18 protein-coding genes are annotated in these 14,737 nt (G+C 59.3%); 6 read left to right on the top strand and 12 right to left on the bottom strand.

The genetic code is table 11. From position 1 onward, the window contains the following. Nucleotides 1-69: 69 nt before the first annotated feature. The 12 genes from WG78_RS10950 to WG78_RS23395 all read right to left on the bottom strand — a co-directional run bounded on the left by WG78_RS10950 (nucleotide 70) and on the right by WG78_RS23395 (nucleotide 9,435). Complete coding sequence (locus WG78_RS10950; protein WP_083458927.1) at nucleotides 70-882, bottom strand: head maturation protease, ClpP-related; 813 nt, start codon at nucleotides 880-882, stop codon at nucleotides 70-72. Next, complete coding sequence (locus tag WG78_RS10945; RefSeq protein ID WP_053937857.1) at nucleotides 842-2,155, bottom strand: phage portal protein; 1,314 nt, start codon at nucleotides 2,153-2,155, stop codon at nucleotides 842-844. Before WG78_RS10945 ends, WG78_RS10950 begins: the two co-directional genes overlap by 41 nt. Next, entirely contained in the window at nucleotides 2,152-3,915 is a 1,764-nt protein-coding gene (locus WG78_RS10940) for a terminase large subunit (RefSeq protein ID WP_161805102.1), read from the bottom strand. Before WG78_RS10940 ends, WG78_RS10945 begins: the two co-directional genes overlap by 4 nt. Beyond that, a complete protein-coding gene (locus WG78_RS10935; protein ID WP_053937855.1) occupies nucleotides 3,825-4,649 on the bottom strand; it encodes a hypothetical protein in 825 nt (274 codons plus the stop codon). The genes WG78_RS10940 and WG78_RS10935 overlap by 91 nt, the downstream gene beginning before the upstream one ends. A gap of 211 nt (nucleotides 4,650-4,860) precedes the next feature. Further along, nucleotides 4,861-5,301 (bottom strand): HNH endonuclease signature motif containing protein, encoded by a 441-nt coding sequence (locus WG78_RS10930; RefSeq protein WP_053937854.1) that lies wholly within the window; start codon nucleotides 5,299-5,301, stop codon nucleotides 4,861-4,863. Nucleotides 5,302-5,521: 220 nt separating this feature from the next. Further along, a complete protein-coding gene (locus WG78_RS10925) occupies nucleotides 5,522-6,094 on the bottom strand; it encodes a hypothetical protein (RefSeq protein WP_152969155.1) in 573 nt (190 codons plus the stop codon). A gap of 214 nt (nucleotides 6,095-6,308) precedes the next feature. Further along, on the bottom strand, nucleotides 6,309-6,743 hold the full coding sequence (locus tag WG78_RS10920) for a hypothetical protein (RefSeq protein ID WP_053937852.1): 435 nt from the start codon (nucleotides 6,741-6,743) through the stop codon (nucleotides 6,309-6,311). A gap of 75 nt (nucleotides 6,744-6,818) precedes the next feature. Continuing rightward, nucleotides 6,819-7,430: a replication protein P gene (locus WG78_RS10915; protein ID WP_152969154.1), complete on the bottom strand. Its 612-nt coding sequence runs from the start codon at nucleotides 7,428-7,430 to the stop codon at nucleotides 6,819-6,821. Beyond that, nucleotides 7,387-8,268: a hypothetical protein gene (locus WG78_RS10910; RefSeq protein WP_053937850.1), complete on the bottom strand. Its 882-nt coding sequence runs from the start codon at nucleotides 8,266-8,268 to the stop codon at nucleotides 7,387-7,389. The genes WG78_RS10915 and WG78_RS10910 overlap by 44 nt, the downstream gene beginning before the upstream one ends. Beyond that, nucleotides 8,265-8,531, bottom strand: a complete 267-nt coding sequence (locus tag WG78_RS10905) for a hypothetical protein (RefSeq protein WP_053937849.1) — start codon at nucleotides 8,529-8,531, stop codon at nucleotides 8,265-8,267. The genes WG78_RS10910 and WG78_RS10905 overlap by 4 nt, the downstream gene beginning before the upstream one ends. 34 nt (nucleotides 8,532-8,565) lie before the next feature. Beyond that, nucleotides 8,566-9,057: a phage regulatory CII family protein gene (locus WG78_RS10900; protein WP_152969153.1), complete on the bottom strand. Its 492-nt coding sequence runs from the start codon at nucleotides 9,055-9,057 to the stop codon at nucleotides 8,566-8,568. A gap of 144 nt (nucleotides 9,058-9,201) precedes the next feature. Beyond that, complete coding sequence (locus WG78_RS23395) at nucleotides 9,202-9,435, bottom strand: Cro/CI family transcriptional regulator (protein WP_053937847.1); 234 nt, start codon at nucleotides 9,433-9,435, stop codon at nucleotides 9,202-9,204. On the opposite strand from WG78_RS23395, the gene WG78_RS10890 reads away from it, so the two are divergent. The 6 genes from WG78_RS10890 to WG78_RS10860 all read left to right on the top strand — a co-directional run bounded on the left by WG78_RS10890 (nucleotide 9,378) and on the right by WG78_RS10860 (nucleotide 14,541). Then, nucleotides 9,378-10,016 carry a helix-turn-helix domain-containing protein gene (locus WG78_RS10890; protein ID WP_083458926.1) on the top strand — a complete coding sequence of 213 codons (639 nt, stop codon included), beginning with the start codon at nucleotides 9,378-9,380 and terminating at the stop codon, nucleotides 10,014-10,016. The two genes, WG78_RS23395 and WG78_RS10890, sit on opposite strands and share 58 nt — an antisense overlap. Nucleotides 10,017-10,028: 12 nt before the next feature. Then, nucleotides 10,029-10,421, top strand: a complete 393-nt coding sequence (locus WG78_RS22410; RefSeq protein ID WP_152969152.1) for a hypothetical protein — start codon at nucleotides 10,029-10,031, stop codon at nucleotides 10,419-10,421. Beyond that, on the top strand, nucleotides 10,418-11,224 hold the full coding sequence (locus tag WG78_RS10880; protein ID WP_053937844.1) for a hypothetical protein: 807 nt from the start codon (nucleotides 10,418-10,420) through the stop codon (nucleotides 11,222-11,224). The genes WG78_RS22410 and WG78_RS10880 overlap by 4 nt, the downstream gene beginning before the upstream one ends. Next, complete coding sequence (locus WG78_RS10870; RefSeq protein ID WP_152969151.1) at nucleotides 11,191-11,991, top strand: hypothetical protein; 801 nt, start codon at nucleotides 11,191-11,193, stop codon at nucleotides 11,989-11,991. The genes WG78_RS10880 and WG78_RS10870 overlap by 34 nt, the downstream gene beginning before the upstream one ends. 331 nt (nucleotides 11,992-12,322) lie before the next feature. After that, nucleotides 12,323-13,210 carry a BRO-N domain-containing protein gene (locus tag WG78_RS10865; protein WP_053937841.1) on the top strand — a complete coding sequence of 296 codons (888 nt, stop codon included), beginning with the start codon at nucleotides 12,323-12,325 and terminating at the stop codon, nucleotides 13,208-13,210. Beyond that, on the top strand, nucleotides 13,207-14,541 hold the full coding sequence (locus WG78_RS10860; RefSeq protein ID WP_053937840.1) for an ISL3 family transposase: 1,335 nt from the start codon (nucleotides 13,207-13,209) through the stop codon (nucleotides 14,539-14,541). Before WG78_RS10865 ends, WG78_RS10860 begins: the two co-directional genes overlap by 4 nt. Nucleotides 14,542-14,737: the final 196 nt, after the last annotated feature.

The raw sequence follows: 14,737 nt of genomic DNA, 5'->3' as shown, positions 1-14,737 counted from the left end.
TTTTCTCCGTTCAGGAATAAAAAAAGCCACCCGCGTGGGTGGCTTCATGGATCAGCGCGGGAGCGTTGATCAGATTCGTTGTTGCAGCGCCAGCAGGCGCTGGCGGTGTGCGCGTTCCGCCTCACCGGGGTCCGGCTGTACGCTCGCCGCTGGCGGGGCGATACCCATCTCGGCCAGCACGGCGCGCACGCTTTCGGCCAGGTCGGCCGGGCGCGGGGGCGCAGCAGATTTCGCCAGGGGTGCAGGCGTCTTGTTGTAGGCGCTCAGGTCCCATTGCCCGGTATTGGCTGGGGCCTGACCCGCGACGCGGGTTGCAAAGCCAAGGTTTACGGCTTCCTCGGCACCAATCCAGGTTTCGTCCGCCATCCAGGCGCGGATATCGTCCGCGCTTTGCCCGGTGGCTGCGACATAGCTGCCCACCAGCGATTCGTCGACCTGTTCCAGCACGGCTGCCGTGCGCGTGAGGTCGTCGCTATTGCCGTAGGCCATGGTCCACGCCTTGTGGATCATGAAAAAACCGCCCGGCGTGATCTCGATTTCGTCCGCCGCCAGCGACAGAAAGCTGGCAGCACTGGCGGCCACGCCATCAATGTGGGAAACGACGCGCGCAGGGTGGTCGCGCAAAGCCTGCTCCATCGCCCGCGCGCCAAACACATCACCGCCCGGGCTATTGATCCGCAAATGGATTGTGCTGGCAGTGATGCCCTGCAGCGACTTCACAAAGCTGTCTGCGGCGACACCGCCGTACCAGTCGGCCTCGGTTTGATTCGCCACAATCACGTCGTACAGATAGATGGTCGCTTCGTCGGCCGCGCTGGCGACCACTTCAAAGCGCCGCGCACTACTTTTGTTGAGCGCCATCAGGCGCATCAGTTGATGCATTACCCTTACCCCCGTCAAAAAGTTTGTCGCCGCCCGGCACCTTCGGCATGCCCGCCTTTGCCCGCGCCTCGTTGATCGTGATCAGCCCCGGCTCACCCGCACGCCCGACCGCGACGCGCAGACTGGTGAAGAGGCTCGACAGATCGCCTTTTTCCAGACCCCACGCGTCAAAGCGGGCGGAATAGCGGCCGGTCCTGAAGCATTTGCGGTTGATTTCCGCCTGGAACTTCACCAGATGGCGCATCAGCGTGTAGCGCACAAAGCTGATGGACAGCTGCTCGATGCCCGTACCCCATGCGGAGGTTTTGTCCATGGAGCCGATCATGTGGGGCGGCACGCCGTAGATGCGCGCAATGTCCTCGATCTGGAATTTGCGGGTATCCAGCAGCTGGGCGTCCTGCGAGGTCATCGTCAGCTGCTGGACCTTGAGGCCACCGGTCAACACCGCTGGCTTGTGGGCGTTGTGCGTCCCGCTGTGGCGCTGCTCCCACGTGTCACGCAGAATCTTGACGGCCTCGTCACTGAGCTTGCCGTCGGTGGTCAGAGCGAAGTCGGGACGTGCGCCGTTCGAGAAAAAGCTGGCAGCGAAGCCGTCTGCCGCATGGGCTACGCCCACCGCGCTACGCAACGCCGCATGCCGGATGGGGCTCATGCCGCGCAAGCCGTCGAAACCCACGCCAGGCACGTGTAGCACGTCATCCTGATCAAGCACGAACACCTGACCGTCCGGGTCGACCATCGTGTAGACAAGCCGCCCCCGCACACGCTGGACCCAGACTGCCAACGGGTTCCACGGTTCGAAGCCGACGATGTCCGGACTGACGGGCGACGCGCGCAGGATGCGCCACATCGAGTCGCCATGCAGCATCAGCGAACTCATCGAAAATTCCCACGCCACCGGCGCGGACCACGCGGGCGAAAGCTCCTCGTTAAAGAGCCAGAACAGCTTGCTGTCCTGGTTCGCTTTCACCGCGTCGTCACCCACGCCGCGGTAAATATCGAGCGGCATGTTGGAGACTGCGCCACCGATCAGCGACACGGCGGCATAGACGGCGGATACCCGCATCGCGGTCTTTTCGTTCACCGGCACGCCCGCCACATACTGATGCGCGCCACCGGTCAACCACTCATGGACCTCGCTGCCGGCCGTGGCCGTACTGATCGAGCGGGCCGCTTCGTTTTTCACGGCCTGGCGCTCGGCATTCCATTTGGCCAGCACCACCGATCCGGGCTGGCTCACGCGCTGGGTGTCATACCACGTTGCTTGCGTCATAACAGGATGATCCCCGGTTCCATTTCGTCTTCACCACCAAACAAGGCACGGTTGAGCGCCATACACAGCGCCACAATGCCGTCGATGCGATCTCGGGATTTCTTCTTGTTCGGCCGGTAGTTGTCATTCGTATCGCGCAGCAACACCACGTTGCCCGCGTTCCAGCGCAACACGGGGTTACCCGCGTGCATCAGCCGCCCGGCCAGCACCAGCCCTTCCAGATGCTTGGTGGGCGTGGACAGCCCGCCGAAGTTTTGCGGAATCTTGACCATCAAGATGCCCGCCTCGCCCAGCTCGGTCGCCAGCTTGGCCGAGTTCCATTCGTCGAATGCGACCTCGCGCAAGTCGTAGACATCGGCGTCGGCGAGGATCTGCTGGCGGATCATCTCCTGATCCACCACGTTGCCCGGTGTGGCGATGATGTGGCCCTGTTGCGCCCACAGCTGATAGGGCACGCGATCCTTGCGCTCGCGCAGCGGCATGTTGTCTTCCGGCACGAAGAAGCGACACACGACCCGCCAGTGCGGGTCGCGCGGACAGGGTGGGAACACAAGTATCCACGCGGTCAGGTCGGTGGTACTGGCCAGATCAAGGCCGCCAAAGCACGGCCGATCCAGCAGCAACGACTCTTCGAATGCTTCGCTGCCTTTATCCCAGGCATCCAGGGACAGCCAGGCGTCGATTTGTTGCGTCCAGAGGTTGAGACGCTTGGTCAGAAAATTGAATTGTGCGGCCGGCACGCCCGCGGCCTTACGCGCTTGCGAGCGCAGTTCGTCCAGAAATACGGACACACCGAGATTCGGGTTGGCTTTGCACCAGGCCGATTCGTCGCGCCACTCGTCTTCGGGATCAAGCGTGTAAATCACGCCACCAAACGAGTCGTCTTCCAGCGTGCCTTCGAGTATCGATATCAGGTACTGGCGCTGCTCCAGGCAGATGCTGCCCTCTTGATCAAACCCGGCGGTCGTGATGGCGTGCATGAGCGAGTTGCGGCGCGAACCGCGGCCGCTATCGATCACATCCCACAGGAGCCGATTCGGGTGGGCGTGCAGTTCATCGATGATCGCGCCGTGTACGTTCAGGCCGTCCGACGTGTTGGCGTCGGCACCCAAGGGCACGTACTTGCAGGACGTGCCTGCAATGAACAGCTTTTCGTGTTGCGCGGTGACCAGCTGGCGCAGCGCCGGCGACTGGCCGACCATCATCTGCGCTTCGTTGTGCGTAATCTTTGCTTGTTCGAGCTTGGTCGCTGCGGTGTAAACCTCAGCGCCAGGCTCACCGTCCGCAGCAAACAGGTAGATGCCCAGCCCGGCCAGCTTGGTGCTCTTGCCGTTCTTGCGCGCAACTTCTTCGTACCATGTCCGGAAGCGCCGTTTACCGGTGGTGTTGTACCAGCCAAACTCGACCGCAAGCCAGAAAGCCTGCCAGTCCGCCAGATCAACCGGTTTGCCCGCCCATTCGCCCTTCGAGTGACGGCAAAAGCGCGGAAAGAAGGACAGCACATGGCTGGCCATATCCAGCCGGAACACCAGACCGCGCGCGCCGCCATGGGCCAGGTCGCGGTAATGACGTTCGACAGCCAGTCGGGTCAGGCGGCAGACCGAAATTTCATCCCGCAGCACGGCGAGGCCGTAGGCATCCCAGGGCTGCGGAATGTAAACGGCCGGTACTAGACCGGCCGCGATTGAATGAAGCTCAGGATTTCTTCCAGCTCCTCGCTGATCACCCGCCCCTTGCTGATTGCTTTCGTTTTCGCGCACGACGCCACCGTCATCCCGTTTTTCTTGAACAGCACGCGCAGCTGGCTGGCGATTTTTGATCGGTTGTAACTGGCACTGACCTCGTAGGTCCGGCCTGTGTCTTCGCTGGTGGCGAACACGCGGCCGTTGTGGTCATCAATCCAGGTCTTGCAGTCCTGCCAATCGGTGATCGCGGCGCACATCAAGCCCAGCGACAGCCCGGCCGTGGAAAAATCGAAGCCGACGGTGTCGAGGCTTTTCAGCAGGTCTTTCCAGATCCGCTTTTCGGCGGGGCGCATGGTCCACGGTGGGGCTTCGGGCAGGCGTTTGGATTCCTCGCCGATCTGGTTCATCAGCTCAAAGGGGCTGAACAGCTCGCCCTGGTTGGTCAGGCGATCGACAACGCGAATCTGCGCCACGGCCAGCGTGGTCAGGCCGGCATCGTCCAGGTCTTTCAGAATCTCGACGCGGGCTCGGCGCTCCGCGCGGGATTCGTCCAGCTCAAGCGATCCGCCATTCGAGTCGTCTTCGTAGCGATGGCCAATCTTGTGCAAGGCGTCCGCGTGGGTCCGCCAGACTTCGACCTTGTCCGCCAACATGGCCACCGACATCAGCGCCGACCGGTAATCGAGCTTGGCGGCTTCGAGCGCCTCCAGCAGATAACGCCAGACTTCGCGGCCCCGGCGCGTTTTCAAAAAGGCGGGCGGCTTCAACTTCGAGGCAGCGCCCGTTACAGGTGCGGTTTCCCGGCCCATAGAGCGCTCCGTTTACCTGAGTTGGAAAGAAAAAAGGTCCAGAGGCCTTTGGCGGCAACACATGCCGATGCAGACCCCCCCCTACCTTTTTTCGGGAATATATTTTTCGAGGCTGGGATACACGGTCTGGGGCGGTCTCCGACCGACTTTTCGACCCCCCGCCCCCTTTCCTTACAAAAAGGGGTCAAAATCGCTGAAAATCGCGGTTTTCTTACAACCGGCTCGAATCGGCCGCCTCACGTTCGCGAGGGCGACCAAAGCCGCCGTCTTCCGTCGCGGTCTTCACGTCGTGATGCCGCTTGCACAGCGGCTGCCAGTTACTCGTATCCCAGAACAACGATTGCGCGAGTCTGACCGCCGCATCATCCCCGCTGGCCAGCGCCTCACTCAGGCGGTGCGCCTTGATGTGATCGACAACCGTCGCCGGTGTCGTGTTGCCTTCAGACAGACAGGCAACGCAAAGCGGATGCTCGCGCAGGAATGTCGCCCGCGCTTTCTGCCATCGCCCGTTATAACCACGCTGCGCCGATGAGCCGCGCTCGGCTTCGTACCTGGTCGGCTCGCGCTTTGGTTGATGCGCGGCACACCAGCCACCATCGACCAGCGCCCGGCACCCTGGATAACGGCAAGGCTTTTTGGGCCGATAGGGCATCACGATACAACCTCAAATAAAAAAGACCGCCGAAGCGGTCAAGCAGCCAACCACAGAAAATGGATGCATGCATGGGCCAGCGTGCCGGTCTTAACTGAACGATCCATTCAAGGCGGGTCAGTCGGGGGCGCAACACGCTGGCCGATGCATACGTCGGGCAACAAAAAGCCCCACGTGCGGGTGCAGGCGGGGCTATCGATACGGGTCGAACGGAATCGAATTAATTCAATGGGGGCGGATCGAACGGGTCGTACGTAAACATGAAGCGCACCGCCTCGCATGTGGCATCAAACAAGGGAACCCAATCGACGTCCTGCTCGGTGCGAGCCAGTTTGAAGTTGCGGTTCAACAAGGGAACGGTGGCAATCAAGCAGTCTGGGTGCATCCTAAGGCCGATCTTCACACCGAACACTCTAGTGCCATAGTCAGGCATACCTACCTTGACCACCATATCCAGGACAAACCAGACAAAGCCCTGTTCATCAATTTGGCGAATGGAGCGGATTGAATGCCCCGTTTCGGCATGCTTGGCATTAATGACGGCCCGCTTCCGGTCTCCCTCGTCATATAGCTCATTCTGAACGCCGAGATAGCTCACCAGCCCCGTCGTGAAACTGTTGATTAGCCCGTGCATGGCTGAGTAATACCTGCGCCAAACATCCTCCTGCGACTCCAACGCGACGCAAAGATCCTTGTATTTCGACATCCCCTCACCCTCGCAAAAGAAAACATCGGTAAGTTTACCGAGGCCTTGGGGTTCGGCAAAGCAGGAAGGATGCAAGTTATCTTTCATGTCGAGCCCCCGCACCCGAGCAATCTCGTCGCATGACTGCGCCAGCGAGCTATTAAAAACGTAAACAAGAAAGCCCCTTGCCGATCGGCCGCGGGGCTTGTTATGTGAATGCAACTCGATACGGCGGAAACGAAAAAACCCCGCCGAGGCAGGGTTTTTATTTCGCAGACGCACCAAAAGCAATCTAGCGGAAAACATCCTAATTGGTGCGGCCTCACGCCGTCAAGCAGTCGAACGAATTTTCTTTCAGACGCTCCACGCGCAGCTTGAGCCGCGCCAGACCCGGCTTGAGTTCGGGCACATCGCCAACACCAACCTGCAGCGCCTCCGTCACAAGCACATGCGCTTTGTGCACACGATCAAAGTAAGTCCGGACAGCACACCCACACGCCTGCGCATGCTGCTCTTTTGTCCCTGGCATTCGATGGCACTGGTTCACTGCTTCGCGCAGGGCATCCGGCAAACAAACAACGATATGATCCAGCTCCAGCATATCGGCATCCACAATACCCATGAGTCCACCGCCGCCCCCGCTGCCCGGCTCTCCATACCGGGCCAACACGCTATTTCCAAAACCAAGACCGCCGTCTTCAAACCGGCGGCACCACGAACCCCACTTGTTCAAACGATCTGCAATGTACTGAATCATTATTTTTCTGCGCCCCAAAACAAAGTACCAGAGGCCTCCTAGCCCGATCATTGCCGGGCTTTTATCTACCGCTTTTTATGCACCACCTACTGCACCGGCCACGCGAAACCATGGCATCGATTTGATTTGTTCCATGGCCGCTTGCGCTGTCGCCGGATCACCACGTTTGTAAACAGGCTTAGGCAGCAGCTTCGGAATCGGACTGCATGGGCCGCTCAGCCGGTTAGACAAAATCCGGACCCACCGCGTCTTGCTTGCCTTCCAGGTTGTCTGGCGCAACTCATACACGCCGAAGTCCAGCGCAGCCCAATACACCGCTGGATGTGACCAGCTGTCCTCTCCGTATTCCCGATTGGACGACTGTTTTTGCGCCTCGTAAAAGGCTTCCTCGAAGTCCGGAATCGCTTTGCACAGTGCGATGAATTCGGGCAATGAAGGCGGGTACTGATCCGGACCTTGCCGACGGCGCAACGCCTCCAGACCGGTCTTGACCATCGCGAAGGTGACAGCCTCCTCATACAAGCCTTCGGCCCATTCGCGACACCAGTTCTCTATCGCCAGTTCGTCCGGAAAGCGTGTGCGCCACAGTCCCGGAAAAATCCCATCAAGCCGGCCCCAGAGCGTCTTGATGGGGATGATCTTTTCAGTGCCGGTACGCTTGGTCCACGCGTTCGGCGCTACCGTCAATGTAGTCTCCGCCATCACCTTGCCCCCCATCATCAAATATTCGATCAAACACATCCGTTGGATTTACGCCCTTCCATCCGCCCCGCGCTGGCTTTCCTGCATACGGCGGCGCAGCCGCGTTTTTAGCCTTACGGTTTGCGTTGTATTGGGCGGCGTCGAGAATCCACTTGCGGAAGCGCGCGGGCCAGTTGGCTTGCGGCTGGCCGTTAGCCTCGAAGTGAGCGATAAACCGGAAAACCTCTTCATCGACATCCAGCCCGCGTTGTTCCGCCAATAGCCTTGCGCTCAGGTCTGCCTGAAAGGCCGGGTCGATCAATGTGCCTCGCGCGCCAGAGAGAGAGGTAGTAGACAGAGATACAGATATTTGCCCCTCATACCCGGATTGCCTTTGCCCGTCAGCCTGCCCTTCATGGCCCTTAGAACGAGCATTGGCGCGGGTTTGGCTTTGCCCGTCAGCCTGCCCGGCTGCTTTGCCCTTCATCTGCCCTTCATATTCGGGACGTGCCTGTACTTGCAGCGCGTTGATGAGCAATAAAACAAGCTGCCGGTCGTCTTTCGATTTCATGGAATAGCGCTTGACCGCGCCATGGGTGGCTAGCTCATCTACCAGACCACGGATTTGCTTTACCGTTGGCGCGTACGGGGGGCGGTGTGAACGCGCCGGTGGCTGATACACCATCTCAAGTGCAAGACGGGCATAGCTGATCCGATAGGAGATACCGACTATACCGGTAGCCATGTCCATATGGGGGCGCAAGCAAGCGACATACAGGCGGAACGCTTCCGGCGAGCATGGCTTCAATGCCTCAAGCTCTTCCGGCGACATGTAAACATTCATGCGGCCACCATCCCCGGCTTGCGATGGACCAGAACCAGATGCAGTTCAGTTGCGTCGCCAAAGTTTTCTACCGCGCCGGCGATCACCAGTTCATCAAGCAACCGGACGACTTCCTGGTGCTGCAGCGGGCGCGGTAAGGCGCCGCGCGCTTTAACCAGCCCTACTTCGGTCACCGCCCACGAAAGCATCGTGCGGCGCGGCCCACGCACGCGGCCGTCGCTTTTATCCATCATGCGCAGCAATGCCTTGAGATACAGATTCACAGCTGCCGGGCTGCAGCGCTTGAGGGCCTTCGCCTCAACGTGAAGTGGCGCGAGCATTGCCCACCTCTCTGTGTACCGATACGGTGGAGTCACCATAAATCGCCACCATGCGGTGCACGTACGTCATCGCCTGGGTGCAAAGCTGGTGGTGGCGGGCGAGAATGCGGCCTTCCTCATCCGCGTCGATCTTGCCGTCGTCGTTGATACTGGCCCGGGCCTCGCGAGCGAGATCGCCCAGCGCCATCGTGACCTTTTCCAGCTCTTCGCAGATGTCGGTGTTGTCGTATTCGGGCGCAATGTCCCCCACGTGCACGTAAATGCCACCGAGCTGGCGCGCCATCTCGTGGATGGTCTCCCGGCCCCCGGTCATCTGCATGATGCTCATTGCATCATCGAGCCACAGCCGATTACCGCGAAAGCCGATCAGCTTGTGGCGCAGGCGATCCTCTACGCCAAAGATTTCCTGACTAAGCCCACCTTGGGTACCCGGCCACTTTTCGCAGTCCCGGCGCATGGCGTCATTCAAGCCCACTGGATACTCCCCATCATTTTTTTGTATCTGCACCTGGCTCGACCTCTGTCTTAACCTGCGCAGCGTTGGAAGAAAAAACACCGGGCGGCGACCCGGCGAAAAGCCGGTGCATCTGGACAATGCACCGGCGGAGGAAAATTACTTGGATGCCCGACGGTCCTTGATCCGGCGATCGTCCCCGGATCGTCTATCGGCTGAAGCTGGCTCGGCTTCCACGAACAAATCTGGCCGCATTTCTCGCAGCTGATACATGCGCAACGCGGGGATCTGGTCTTTCTTCACCCACTGCGATACCGCGCCCGGAGTAACCCCCAATGCAGCCGCAAGCTTCGATGTCGAACCAATCAAGGCAATCAAGGTTTGTGGTTTCATGCCCGGAATTTAGAACACTAAACGTTTTTCAGTCAAGCAATCTAAATGCTAAATGCTTTAGCTTGCTAAACATGACGACCTTAGGCGAACGCTTTTCTCAAGCAATTGCAGAGAGTGGATTGACGCAGAGACGAATTGCATCAGCGATGCAGGTCACTCCCGGCACCATCTCGCAACTCAAAACCGGACAAATCAAACGATTGACTGGCTCGACGCTGCTACTTGCCGCAAAGACTTTGAATGTCCGCGCGGAGTGGCTGGTGGATGGGCGCGGCCCCATGCGGGGAGACGCGCCAGCGGCGGAAGCTCACGACGCTGTGGTCGCTTACCCGGTAGCAAGTGCCGATGTTCAAAATGTGATTGATCAGCTGATCGACATGGATCGCCGCAAGTCGCTGAGCAAATCCGCTGTGCGCGCCATTGGCACCCTTCTACGTGGACTCGACCAACCTTCTTCAGCACCGGCCGTAGAGGACGTCGTGCCCGCCACAGGCGGCGGACTCGCCCCTGGAGCGCTTGAGGCGCTCGAAGCAATGGCCAAGCCAAACGAATACACGGGGCCAAAGTCGGCAAAAAATTGACGGTGCCCGTCAATGACAATCGCGACACGGTCGGCAATCCTGCCGGTCATGACTGTCCACGAAATCAGGCTGGTACTGCTGCGCGAGTTGATCGCGCAATACGGCGGCGCTACGGCGTTCGCTGCGGCCACTGGCGTGGATGCATCCACCCTTTCCCGCGTGGCAGGCCGCAAGCCCTCCGAGAATATCGGCTCGCGCCTGGCTGAGAAAATCGAAAGGTCTCTCGGTTTTCGCTCGGGCCACCTGTCGGATTTTTCCACCCTGCTTGATGGTAACCGTCAACTCGATCCGCAGCTCATACGCCAACTGCATCCAAGTCAAAAACGCCTTGTTGTAGAGTTGCTGTCGACACGGCTATCAGCTCGCGATGCACGCCTTGTCTTGGCGCTAATAACACGTTTATGACTCCTGCACTCCCTGTGTTACCCCCGCGCAATGTCGGCATCTTGTCGCGCGCGGTACCCGGCCTGTCCGGCTTCACCGCCGTCGGCGAAATCTACGACGAACGCCTCGCGCCTCGCACCGTTTATCTCAAGGCTTTTCCAGCTACGAGCCGCGGGCTTATTAATGAAATCATCTATTGGATGCTGTGCGAATATCTTGATATCACCTGTCCCACTGCGGCTTGGGTAATCCTGGTTGAACCGCACCACTTGCGATCACTGTGGCCGAATACGCGCTGGCCAGATGGGTTAACTCCCTGCTGGGCGACGCAGGAAATAGCCAATACCGGTCCTGAGACCATGCCGGTGACCCAGAGCCCATTGGTGGCGCAAGAGCTGGCCAAATGGCCCGAAGTATGGAATGTGATTGCGCTCCATGAATGGCTTGCTAACGCCGATGGCAATATGGGCAATTTCGTGCGGCTGGCGCGTCGGCGGTTTGCCGCGATCGACGGCGCAGAGATTTTTGGCGGCCAGAACTGGACGGGTGAAAGCCTTGCCCGGATCGGCTACATCCACAACAAGCTGGCCCACATTGTGGGAGCCATAAAGGACCATCAAGTCGATCCATCTGCCGCACTTCAGGTAATGAATGAAACCCGGAGGCACGGTCATGCGTTACTGACCCTTGAACAAGAATTGCTGCGCTGGCTTTCAACGCTATGCGGACCGACTGAGGCACACTTGGCAGCTGATTTTTTGAAACAACGTGTTGGATTAGGAAACACCAGATGGCACAAGCAGGACTACATCAAGACGCTGTGAACCAGCTACTGCATCTTGTCGACCCGTCGAACACGATGCCTGAAGGCGTGCGAGGCGTTTGCTATCCAGTGCTTCTGCGAGGCCATTGGGCCGCCGCAGATGCCATTGCGATCGGCGTATTGCTCGATTTTAAAGAGCCATATTCCAGGCTTGAATTGAGCCTGCAGGCTTTGGATACTCTCGGCGCACATTTCAATACGACCACCATGGAACAATGGCAATTTCAGCTCGATGTCCTGACCGAACGAGTGGATGCCCAAGCGCTTCCGCGCGATGAACACGGAACGCTTCAAAGCCCTTTTCCCGCCAGTACAATTTTTGGACCGGCTCGGCCTTTTCACTACCCTGACCCTGGCACCGCGCTAAAACGCCTGAGGGATATGTTCGTCGGCTTCCATCGCAACATCGAAGAACGCCGCCAGCAAATTGGCGGGAATCGACCAAACCGCGTTCAAGCCCACCACACTTTTATCGAGTCGCTGCGGCTACGGTATGGCGAGCTAACGCTAATCGAGCAATACGAAGGCACAGCAATCTGGCGCGCGCGCAATGCCGTCGTTAGCCTGATCGAAACCGCATGCTCGGTGGAAACTGTGTTCGACATTGCCTTCCGCCTTGCCGAGCTTCGCAACGAAACGGACACAGCGGCAATCTGGCTTAACACCACTGAGGGCGAGGCCGCCCGCAAAGCCGACGAGCTAATCCAGCGGCTTAAGCACCTCGACGTCACTCTGGATCTCGCCCCCACCAATCCAGAAATGACTTGATCAACCCCAGAAACAACGGGTATTCGGATTGCTTGGTGGATACGGGGGTCGTTTAAAACGACTACATCAGTTGAGGTGAAACGGAAAATATAGTTGACAGACGTCGATTGGCCGCGTAATGTTCGTCTCAGGTGCTGAACACACCTCAACTAGCGGTAGCCGCTCCCGAAAGCTTGCGGTTTTTTTACGTCCATGGGTTTCCTATGGCCGGGTAGTGCGCAGTCATACAAGACCCGAAAGGGGAAAGCTGCGGGCCGTCTAGTTGCGGTGTTCAAGTACCTGGCCGCCTCTCTGAACAAGAGGCAAGTGAACAATCAACTAGGAGCCCGCCATGGCCGCCAACGCATCTAACCTGCCCGTAGTGTTTAATTTCGGAACCCAATCCATCCGCACCATCGACAAGGACGGCGAAGTCTGGTTCGTCGCAAACGATGTGTGCGCCGTGCTCGACATCGCCAACCCGCGCCAGGCCGTCGGCCGCCTGGACGATGATGAAAAGGGTGTCATTTCAACAGACACCCTTGGCGGCGCCCAAGACATCACCATCATCAACGAGTCCGGCCTGTTCAGCCTGGTGCTGAGCAGTCGCAAGGCCGAGGCCAAGGTCTTCAAGCGCTGGGTGACGCACGATGTCCTGCCGGCCATCCGGAAGACCGGCAAGTACGAGGCCGCCGTGGCGCCACATGTGCTGCAGCCCACCCCGACCCCTGTGCCAATGCTGCCGCCACCTCGCCGCATCCGCAGCTGGGACGACTTGTCGTTCATAAAGCGGGATGCCGACGGCAAGCTGCTGAGCTGGTTCATGCCGGACCGGAACAACAACTGGCATGAGCACTACGGCATCGGCGAGGCTTGGTTCGAAGAAGTTGTGGAGCTGGCCCAGCACAACCCCAAGCAAGCCTTCACAGCGATGCACTACGCCGCCAAGACGGCCGTCACGCGCTACGGTGAATACGGCCACTCGGACGGTTTCTTCGACCGCATGTCCCGCTGGGCCCTGCATGCCATCCTGACCAACGACCAGACGCCGAAGATGCCGTTCAAGACGCTTGAGATGGGCATCCCGCCTCGGGAGGGCATGGACTTCTGGCTGGCCAGGGAGGGCAAGGGCGAGCAGCGCGACGACGCCCTGGACCGCCAGGCGCTGATTGACAGCGCCGACTGCATCATGGAATGCCTGCGCAAGGCCCGCACCGCCATCATCGAGAACCGGAAATGACAACACCCGCCAGCCTGCTGTACCCGCTCACCTTGGCCGTTACGGCTTTCAAGGAGGACGAGTACGATTACCACTTCCACGTAGAGGCTCCAGAGCCGAATACGTGCCCTGGCTGCGGTGTGGTGGACGACCTGGTCAAGTACGGCAAGAACGACCAGGCGTACCGCGATGTGCCCATCCACGGCAAGCGGGTGACGCTGTGGCTCCAGCGCCGGCGGTACCGCTGCAACTCGTGCATGAGCGTCTTCCGCCCGGCGCTGAACGATATGGACGAGTCCAGAGCAATGACGAAGCGGCTGATGACCTACATCGAGAAGGCAGTGTTGTATCGAACCAACAACGAAATCGCCAGGGAATGCGGCATTGAGGAGAAGACTGTCCGCCTGGTGTTTGCCGCATTCGTCGAGCGGCAGAAGGGCCAGCTGGAGTTCGTGACGCCGCGCGTGCTGGGCGTTGACGAGCTGTACCTCCAGAAGCAGTTCTGCTGCGTGCTGACCAACATCGAGCAGCAGACGGTCATCGAGCTGCTGCCCAACCGTAGCCTGGAGCTGGTGACGTCCACCTTTATGGCGCTGCCCGACAGGAAGAACGTCGAGGTGGTCAGCACCGACATGTACAAGAACTACTTGGCGGCAGCCAGGGAGGCCTTCCCGCACGCAAAACCGGTGGTGGACAAGTTCCACGTCGTGAAGATGGCCAACGAGGCCATGGAGGTGGTGCGTAAGAGCATCAAGAAGGGGCTGAGTGACCACCACCGTAGGTTGCTGAAAAACGACAGGAAGCTGATGTTGATGAGGGAGCGCGACCTGACGCCACTCAACAAGCTGGTCATCAGTGAGTGGTTCGACAAGATACCGGCGCTTGGGGAGGCCTACGCCTCGAAGGAGCGCTTCTTCAAGCTCTACGACGCCTCCGACCTAAAGGAGGCCACCCTGGCCTATGACGAGTGGCGCAGGACCATCCCAGCAGGCCAGGAGGAGCTGTGGGGCGGACTGGCGGGTACGGTGGACCGCTGGCGTGGCCCCATCTTCAACTACTTCACCATGGACTACCGCGTCACCAACGCCTTCACCGAGTCCGCCAATCGGAAGATGAAAGACCTGAACCGGGCCACCAGGGGGATGTCGTTCGACTCCTTCCGGGCCAAGGTACTGCTGGGCGCTAAGCACAAAGTCGTCCGCTCCCGTGTCGCGAAAGCCTCGCCATTCGACGGCACCTTCATGGGGCGTTGGACCCCAGACATGGCGGGCTACGACGAGACGGTGCGTAACTATGGCACCCCTCTGTCAACCATGGACGACATTCTGTACGGCAACGAGCCGGTAGCATAGTTTCAACCAGACAATCCGAATACCCGAAACAACTAAGCGGCTTCGGCCGCTTTTTTTGCGCCCGACGCAACTAAATTTAGTTTTCTAAATTTTTCTATTGCGTAATTTAGTTTAGTTCTCTAAATTTCGTTTCGTCACCAAACCAGCGGCAAGGGTTCCGGTTTCGGTGACGCGACACACTCCCAGCTAACGACCC

Source organism: Amantichitinum ursilacus, assembly GCF_001294205.1.
In the GTDB taxonomy this organism is placed as follows: domain Bacteria; phylum Pseudomonadota; class Gammaproteobacteria; order Burkholderiales; family Chitinibacteraceae; genus Amantichitinum; species Amantichitinum ursilacus.
Note: the sequence above shows the minus strand (reverse complement) of the source record. Positions and strands in the feature narration are given on the sequence as shown.

Excerpts from the sequence above, each read along its gene's own strand:
- WG78_RS22410 (WP_152969152.1), top strand. The coding sequence starts at position 10,029 with ATGACAATCGCGACACGGTCGGCAATCCTGCCGGTCATGACTGTCCAC.
- WG78_RS10870 (WP_152969151.1), top strand. The coding sequence starts at position 11,191 with ATGGCACAAGCAGGACTACATCAAGACGCTGTGAACCAGCTACTGCAT.
- WG78_RS10925 (WP_152969155.1), bottom strand. The coding sequence starts at position 6,094 with ATGAAAGATAACTTGCATCCTTCCTGCTTTGCCGAACCCCAAGGCCTC.
- WG78_RS10880 (WP_053937844.1), top strand. The coding sequence starts at position 10,418 with ATGACTCCTGCACTCCCTGTGTTACCCCCGCGCAATGTCGGCATCTTG.
- WG78_RS10860 (WP_053937840.1), top strand. The coding sequence starts at position 13,207 with ATGACAACACCCGCCAGCCTGCTGTACCCGCTCACCTTGGCCGTTACG.
- WG78_RS10935 (WP_053937855.1), bottom strand. The coding sequence starts at position 4,649 with ATGGGCCGGGAAACCGCACCTGTAACGGGCGCTGCCTCGAAGTTGAAG.
- WG78_RS10930 (WP_053937854.1), bottom strand. The coding sequence starts at position 5,301 with ATGCCCTATCGGCCCAAAAAGCCTTGCCGTTATCCAGGGTGCCGGGCG.
- WG78_RS10910 (WP_053937850.1), bottom strand. The coding sequence starts at position 8,268 with ATGAATGTTTACATGTCGCCGGAAGAGCTTGAGGCATTGAAGCCATGC.
- WG78_RS10890 (WP_083458926.1), top strand. The coding sequence starts at position 9,378 with ATGCAGCCGCAAGCTTCGATGTCGAACCAATCAAGGCAATCAAGGTTT.
- WG78_RS10920 (WP_053937852.1), bottom strand. The coding sequence starts at position 6,743 with ATGATTCAGTACATTGCAGATCGTTTGAACAAGTGGGGTTCGTGGTGC.
- WG78_RS10950 (WP_083458927.1), bottom strand. The coding sequence starts at position 882 with ATGCATCAACTGATGCGCCTGATGGCGCTCAACAAAAGTAGTGCGCGG.
- WG78_RS23395 (WP_053937847.1), bottom strand. The coding sequence starts at position 9,435 with ATGAAACCACAAACCTTGATTGCCTTGATTGGTTCGACATCGAAGCTT.
- WG78_RS10865 (WP_053937841.1), top strand. The coding sequence starts at position 12,323 with ATGGCCGCCAACGCATCTAACCTGCCCGTAGTGTTTAATTTCGGAACC.
- WG78_RS10945 (WP_053937857.1), bottom strand. The coding sequence starts at position 2,155 with ATGACGCAAGCAACGTGGTATGACACCCAGCGCGTGAGCCAGCCCGGA.